This is a genomic window from Streptomyces sp. NPDC037410, from assembly GCF_055602235.1.
The window spans coordinates 186,165-192,433 of record NZ_JBVJWR010000017.1 but is presented as its reverse complement, the minus strand read 5'-3'; the positions used below and the strand labels follow the sequence as shown (position 1 = coordinate 192,433).

The window sequence follows — 6,269 nt, the reverse complement described above, 5'->3', positions numbered from 1 at the left end:
GCAAAACCGACACCGCCACGTCCCGGAACAAGAAGTCGACGACCCCACGGCCTCGCCGCACAGGTTAAAGATCAAGCTAGGGCCTGTCTGACAATGCGCGTCGGATCAGGCCGGGTCGTCCGGTGCGTGCGATCGGCGTGCGGCCGGGACACCCTCGATGGGGGTCCCCCGCTCGAGCGAAGCCGAGAGTGGGGGAGGAGCTACTTGGGTGTTTCGGCCGTGCGGCGAGCGTGCGTGCCGGGCGGGCCGGACCCGACGGGAATTGTCAGACAGGCCCTAGCCCTGAGGGCCCTGCGTCGAAGACCGCCCGCACCAGGTTCCGCTCCACGTGCTTCCGTGCGCTGGGGTCGCCCAGCAGCACTGCCCATGCGGGAGTCCAGGACAGCAAGGTCCAGTCGGCACTGAACACACCCACGGGGAAATCCCCGAGGCGAGCCAGCATCCGTTGGACCCCCGCCGGCACATGCGTGGAGATCATTCCCTCCTGGGGAGGGAGGAGGCCGGCCAGCCGGTAGGCGTGATCGCGCTCCATGGGCTGCAGTTGCAGGGCCCGGGCCAGGCTCGCGACGACCTGTGCCGAAGGGCTCGTCGCACGTCCCTGCTCCAGCCGCACCACATCATCGACCCGCCGTTCGCCCTCGGCCACGAATGCGTCGCCCGCACCGACGTCGGCGACGACGACGTGACCGCCGTCGCTCCTGGCGACCTCGTGGTCGTGCCCTGGTCCATCAGCTGCGGCGCCTGCGACCACTGCCGCACGGGACTGACCGCCCACTGCACCTCGGTCCCGCACATGGCGAGGTACGGGGCTCCGATCGGCGGCAGTTGGGGCGGCCTCTTCTCCGACCTGGTCCGCGTCCCGTACGCCGACGCCGTGCTCGTCCCGCTGTCCGCCGGCCTCGACCCGGTCGCGATGGCCTCGGCGAGCGACAACTGGTCGCTGTCCTGGCGCCTGGTCGCCCCCCACCTCAAGACCCGGCCCGGTGCCCGGGTGCTGGTGGTCGCCCACGGCAGCATCGGCCTGTACGTCTGCGGCATCGCCCGCGCGCTCGGCGCCTCCGACGTCCTGTACGTCGACCCCGACCCCGAACACCGCAAGGTCGCCGAAGGCTTCGGCGCGCGTACCGCCGAGGCGATCGAACCGATCCGGCACGGCTTCGACCTCGCCGTCGAGGCGACCGGCCGCGTCGACCAGCTCACCCTCGCCGTCAGATCCCTCGCACCGGAGGGAGTCCGCGAGTCGGCCGGCAACCACTTCCGCCCCGGCGAACTGCCGCTGCTCGACATGTACCTCACCGGTGTCACCCTGCGCATCGCCCGCGACAACGTCCGCGCCCACATCCCCGACGCCCTCGCCCTGGCCGCCTCCGGCACCGTCGACCCCGCCCGCGTCGTCTCCCACGTCCTCGACTGGGAGCAACTTCCCGACGCCCTGCCCGAGAAGCACCTCAAGCCCGTCTTCGTCCGCGACACCACCCCGCCGGCCGCACGCTGACGACGCCACCGTCCGCACCGCGGCCTCCCCCGGGGGCGGAACACGAGGATTCGGGTACCTGGACCTGGGCCGGGCCGGCCCCGCAAGAAGCCGGACGGCCTCTCGGCCGACAGGGCATACGGCAACGGCCCCATCCGCTGGCCCGGGCGGTCGCCACTCGCTGCGACAAGCACGGCTTTGTCTTCCTCGGCACGGCCACCTCGGCGGCCGTCGCCATCCGGCTCCGGACATGAGCTCCTACGCGACCCAGCAGTGGACGCTCTGGCTCTGGTGCCGGGCGCTACTGACGAGAGCAGCCAGATCACCCAAGATCGTCCGCGATCGTCACGATGCTGCTCATCCGGGCACCATGCCCGACCTGCCCACAGCCATGATCGACCGGACAAGTCCCAGGTCCCGAGCCGGCAGACAGGCCTCGGCCCTCAGCGCAGTCGGCGCGCGCGGAGCACCAGGTCGTGGGTGTGGTGCGCGCCGGCTCCGCCCTCGGGGACCACGCGGGGCCGTTCCTCCTCGACGTCCACCGTCCAGTCGTCGCCGAGCAGGGCCGCGACCATCGAGGGCCAGACGTAGTCGGCCGGGTCGAAGCCGCTCTCGTCCGCCTGCCGGTTCTCCATCCCCGCGTGGTGGACGAGCAGCAGTGTGCCGCCGGGCGCGACGGCCGAGATCAGCGCACGTTCGGCGGCGGCGTCGGGGGTGCGCAGCAGTGCCGGGTACTGGGCGGAGACCAGGTCGAAGGAGGCCGGCGGGAGCGCGGCCTCCGTCAGGGTGGCGTGGACCCAGCGGACGGTGACGCCCGCGTCCCGCGCGTGCCCGGCCGCCCGCTCGAGGGCCACTCCCGACACCTCAAGGGCGGTGACGTCCCAGCCGCCGCGGGCGAGCCAGACGGCGTCCGCACCCTCGCCGCAGCCGACGTCGAGCACCCGGCCGGGGGTGAGTCCGGTGGTCTCGGCCACGAGCGCGCCGTTGGGCCGGCCGCTCCACAGCTGCTCCCGGTCGGCGTACAGGTCGTCCCACTTGGCCCGCACCGCGGGGTCTCCGACGTATCCGTCGGGGGGCGAGGGCGTACGGGTGGAGGCGGGCGTTCCCGCCGCGATGTTGTCGGTCACGCAGGCACCGTCGCCCACCGCGTCCGGGTCGCGCCACCGTTGTTGCCGGTCCGGCAAAGATCCTCCACACCCGGGGGGGATCCTCACTGCCCCAGGATTTAATACCCAGGGGGGTATTTGACTTCGCTGCGGGAGCACCCTTACGGTCGAGTACGTAAATACCCGTGGGGGTATCGAAGGGATGGCCGTGTTCTTCGCCCAGTACTACCTGGACTGCCTCTCCCAGGCGTCCTACATGATCGCCGACGAGCGCACCGGCCAGGCCGTGGTCGTCGACCCCCGCCGAGACGTCTCGGAGTACCTGGCCGACGCCGCCGCGCACGGCTTCACGGTCGTCGGCGTGATCAACACCCACTTCCACGCCGACTTCGTCGCCGGCCACCTGGAGATGGCGGACGAGACGGGCGCCTGGATCGGCTACGGCCGGCGCGCCGAGACCGAGTTCCCGATCCGCAAGCTCGCCGAGGGCGAGCGGATCTCCCTCGGCGACGTCACGCTGGAGATCCTGGAGACGCCGGGCCACACCCCCGAGTCGATCAGTGTCCTCGTGTACGAGCGGGCCGAGGACGAGGTGCCGTACGGCGTCCTGACCGGCGACGCGCTGTTCATCGGCGACGTCGGCCGCCCGGACCTGCTCGCCTCGGTGGGCGTGACCGCCGAGGAGCTCGGCGCGATGCTCCACGACAGCGTGCAGAACAAGCTGATGGGGCTGCCGGACGAGGTGCGGGTCCTCCCCGCGCACGGCGCCGGGTCGGCCTGCGGCAAGAACCTGTCGACGGAGAAGCAGTCGACGATCGGCGAGCAGCGGGCGACCAACTACGCCTGTGCGCCGATGGGCCGCGAGGAGTTCGTCGCGCTCGTGACCGCCGGCCAGTCGGCCGCCCCCGGCTACTTCGCGTACGACGCCGAGCTGAACCGCAAGGACCGCGCCCGCTACGACGCGTCGGCCCCTCGCCCGCTGGCGCTCGCCGAGTTCGGCGAGCTGCGGGCCGGCGGCGCGATCGTGGTGGACGCGCGCGACCCGCAGGAGTTCGCGGGCGGACATCTGCGCGGCGCGGTGAACGTCCCCGCCGACGGCCGCTTCGCCGAGCAGGCCGGCACCGTGCTCCCCCCGACCGCCGAGCTGGTCGTCATGGCTCCGCAGAACCGGGAGGAGGAGGTCGTCACCCGCCTCGCCCGGATCGGCTTCGACCGGGTTGTCGGCTACCTGCGCAACCCCGAGGACGCCCTGGAGGCGCTGGCCGACGAGGTCACCCCCGCGAGCCGGATCACCGTCGCGCACCTCCGTACGGCCCTCGCGGGCGAGCGGCCGCCGGTCGTCGTGGACGTGCGCGCCTGCGGCGAGCGCGCGGCGAACGGCTTCATCGCCTCCGCGCTCCACATCCCGCTCAGCGAACTCCCCCACCGTGCGGCCGAGCTGCCCGCCGACCGGCCCCTGGTCCTGCACTGCGCCGGTGGCCACCGGTCCTCCATCGCCGCGAGCCTGCTGCGGCAGCGCGGCTTCCAGGACGTCTCCGACATCCTCGGCGGATACGCCGCCTGGGCCCTGACGGAGCAGGCGGCCGAGCCCGCCGGCGCCTGAGCCTCACGCCCCCTCTCCCTCCCCCCTCCCCCTCCCCCCTCCCTCCGGGGCCCCTCACACCCTCTTGCATACCCCCCTGGGTATACAAAGACCGACTCGAAGTGGAATCCCATGAGCACCACCCCCGCTCCCGCCTCCTCCCTCACCCCCGCCGCACTGCACCGGCTCGTCCAGGAGGGGCGCGCCCCGCGCCTGCTCGACGTGCGGACGCCGGGTGAGTTCCGTACGGCGCACATCTCCGGCTCGTACAACGTGCCCCTGGACACCCTGCGCGAGCACCGCGCCGAGCTCCTGACCCACCTCGACGAGGACGTCGTCCTCGTCTGTCGTTCCGGACAGCGCGCCGGCCAGGCCGAGAAGGCCCTGGCCGAGGCCGGACTGCCGAACCTCCGCGTCCTGGAGGGCGGCATCGTCGCCTGGGAGGCGGCCGGCGCGCCCGTCAACCGTGGTCCGGAGCGGTGGGACATGGAGCGCCAGGTCCGGCTTGTGGCCGGTTCGATCGTCCTGGCCACCGGCCTGGTCGGGGTGTTCGTTCCGGGCGCCCACCTGATCGGCACCGCGATCGGCGCGGGCCTGACCTACGCGGCCGTCAGCAACTCCTGCGCCATGGGCGTCCTGCTGTCCAAGCTGCCGTACAACCGCGGGCCGCGGGCCGACATCCGCACGGTGATCACGGAGCTCCGGAGCGCTTCGTGACCGCCCTGGTCGTCGCGGCATCCCTGCTCGTCGGCCTCAGCCTCGGCGCCCTCGGGGGCGGCGGCTCGATCCTGACCGTGCCGATCCTGATCTACCTGGCCGGGCAGGACACCAAGGAGGCGATCACGACCTCGCTGTTCGTGGTCGGCGTGACCAGCCTCGCCGCGCTGGTCCCGCACGCCCGGGCCCGACGGGTCCGCTGGCGCACCGGGCTGCTCTTCGGCGGGTTCAGCATGGCCGGCGCGTACGGCGGGGGGCGGCTCGCCGCGTACGTCCCGGGTACGGCCCTGCTCGTAGCCTTCGCCCTGATGATGCTGGCCACCGCGGTCGCGATGCTCCGCAAGCCCCGGCGCGACCGGGAGCGGGCGCCGGGCACCCAGGCCGAGCCGCCCGTGAGGCAGATCGCGGCGGAGGGTCTCGCCGTCGGCGCGGTGACGGGCCTGGTCGGTTCGGGCGGCGGTTTCCTCGTCGTCCCGGCGCTCGCCCTGCTCGGCGGGCTGCCGATGGGCATGGCCGTCGGCACCTCGCTCCTCGTGATCGGCATGAACTCCTTCGCCGGGCTCGCCGGGCACCTCTCGGGCGTCAGGATCGACTGGGGTCTGGCCCTGACCGTGGCCGCGGCGGCGGTGATCGGCAGTCTCGTGGGAGGCCGTCTCGCGGGCCGCATACCGCAGGACGCCCTGCGCACGGCGTTCGGCTGGTTCGTGGTGGTCATGGGCGTCTTCGTGCTCTCGCAGCAGATCGACACCGCCGTGTGGGCCCACCCGGCCACATGGGCGGTCCTGGCGGCCGTACTGACCGGTGCGATCGCGCTCCGGTGGTGGACCTGGAGAAGCACCCATTCGCACTCGCCCTCGCGCTCGCCCGACCCGGGCCGCCCGACCCTGGACGGCGGCACGAGCGGGTGATGCCGTGCGGCATCACCCGCTGTCCCGTGTCAGTGCCGCTCGGCGTGGTACTTCTGCGCGAGCCGGGCGAGCGCGACGGCGCCGAGGAGCAGCCCGAAGTCGCGCAGTGCGATGTCGTAGTACCCCGGGATGGTCAGCAGGTCGACGATGATCCCGGCCAGCCAGCCGGCCACGAGCCAGCCGCCGAAGCGGGGGGCGAGCGCCACGGCGATACCGGCCACGATCTCGATCACGCCGACCACGTACATGGCCGTCTGGGCGCTGCCGGGGACGATGTCGTTGATCCACGGCGCGAGGTAGGTGGGCCAGTCCACGAGCAGGTTCGCGAACTTGTCGAGACCGAAGAGGATCGGCGCGACCGTGAACCCCGTACGGAGGATCACGAACGCCTGGTAACCGGGGTCGGCGAGCGCGGCTCGCCGCCGGGCGGTGGAGCTGCTGCTGGTGGTGGTGACGGAGGACATGACCCTCTCCTTCTATAG

At 72.6% G+C, this 6,269-nt stretch carries 6 protein-coding genes and 1 pseudogene; 4 read left to right on the top strand and 3 right to left on the bottom strand.

All coding sequences use genetic code 11. The features are described from left to right. Positions 1-277 precede the first annotated feature (277 nt). A pseudogene (locus ACZ7HT_RS26810) lies at positions 278-625 on the bottom strand (helix-turn-helix domain-containing protein); the annotation flags it as partial. On the opposite strand from ACZ7HT_RS26810, the gene ACZ7HT_RS26805 reads away from it, so the two are divergent. Beyond that, positions 572-1,495, top strand: a complete 924-nt coding sequence (locus tag ACZ7HT_RS26805; RefSeq protein WP_471170653.1) for a zinc-dependent alcohol dehydrogenase — start codon at positions 572-574, stop codon at positions 1,493-1,495. The pseudogene ACZ7HT_RS26810 and the gene ACZ7HT_RS26805 sit on opposite strands and share 54 nt — an antisense overlap. A gap of 422 nt (positions 1,496-1,917) precedes the next feature. On the opposite strand, the gene ACZ7HT_RS26800 is transcribed toward ACZ7HT_RS26805, so the two are convergent. Next, entirely contained in the window at positions 1,918-2,601 is a 684-nt protein-coding gene (locus ACZ7HT_RS26800) for a class I SAM-dependent methyltransferase (protein WP_471170641.1), read from the bottom strand. A 187-nt stretch (positions 2,602-2,788) separates the two neighbouring features. Here ACZ7HT_RS26800 and ACZ7HT_RS26795 point away from each other — a divergent pair, with 187 nt between their 5' ends. From ACZ7HT_RS26795 to ACZ7HT_RS26785, 3 genes are all read left to right on the top strand, one after another. After that, positions 2,789-4,183, top strand: coding sequence for an MBL fold metallo-hydrolase (locus tag ACZ7HT_RS26795; protein ID WP_471170651.1), 1,395 nt, complete (start codon positions 2,789-2,791; stop codon positions 4,181-4,183). A 111-nt stretch (positions 4,184-4,294) separates the two neighbouring features. Next, positions 4,295-4,879 carry a rhodanese-like domain-containing protein gene (locus ACZ7HT_RS26790; protein WP_471170640.1) on the top strand — a complete coding sequence of 195 codons (585 nt, stop codon included), beginning with the start codon at positions 4,295-4,297 and terminating at the stop codon, positions 4,877-4,879. Next, positions 4,876-5,787, top strand: coding sequence for a sulfite exporter TauE/SafE family protein (locus tag ACZ7HT_RS26785; RefSeq protein WP_471170639.1), 912 nt, complete (start codon positions 4,876-4,878; stop codon positions 5,785-5,787). Before ACZ7HT_RS26790 ends, ACZ7HT_RS26785 begins: the two co-directional genes overlap by 4 nt. A 29-nt stretch (positions 5,788-5,816) precedes the next feature. Here ACZ7HT_RS26785 and ACZ7HT_RS26780 read toward each other — a convergent pair whose 3' ends face one another. Then, positions 5,817-6,251: a hypothetical protein gene (locus ACZ7HT_RS26780; protein ID WP_471170637.1), complete on the bottom strand. Its 435-nt coding sequence runs from the start codon at positions 6,249-6,251 to the stop codon at positions 5,817-5,819. Between the last annotated feature and the right edge of the window lie 18 nt (positions 6,252-6,269).

Excerpts from the sequence above, each read along its gene's own strand:
- ACZ7HT_RS26780 (WP_471170637.1), bottom strand. The coding sequence starts at position 6,251 with ATGTCCTCCGTCACCACCACCAGCAGCAGCTCCACCGCCCGGCGGCGA.
- ACZ7HT_RS26790 (WP_471170640.1), top strand. The coding sequence starts at position 4,295 with ATGAGCACCACCCCCGCTCCCGCCTCCTCCCTCACCCCCGCCGCACTG.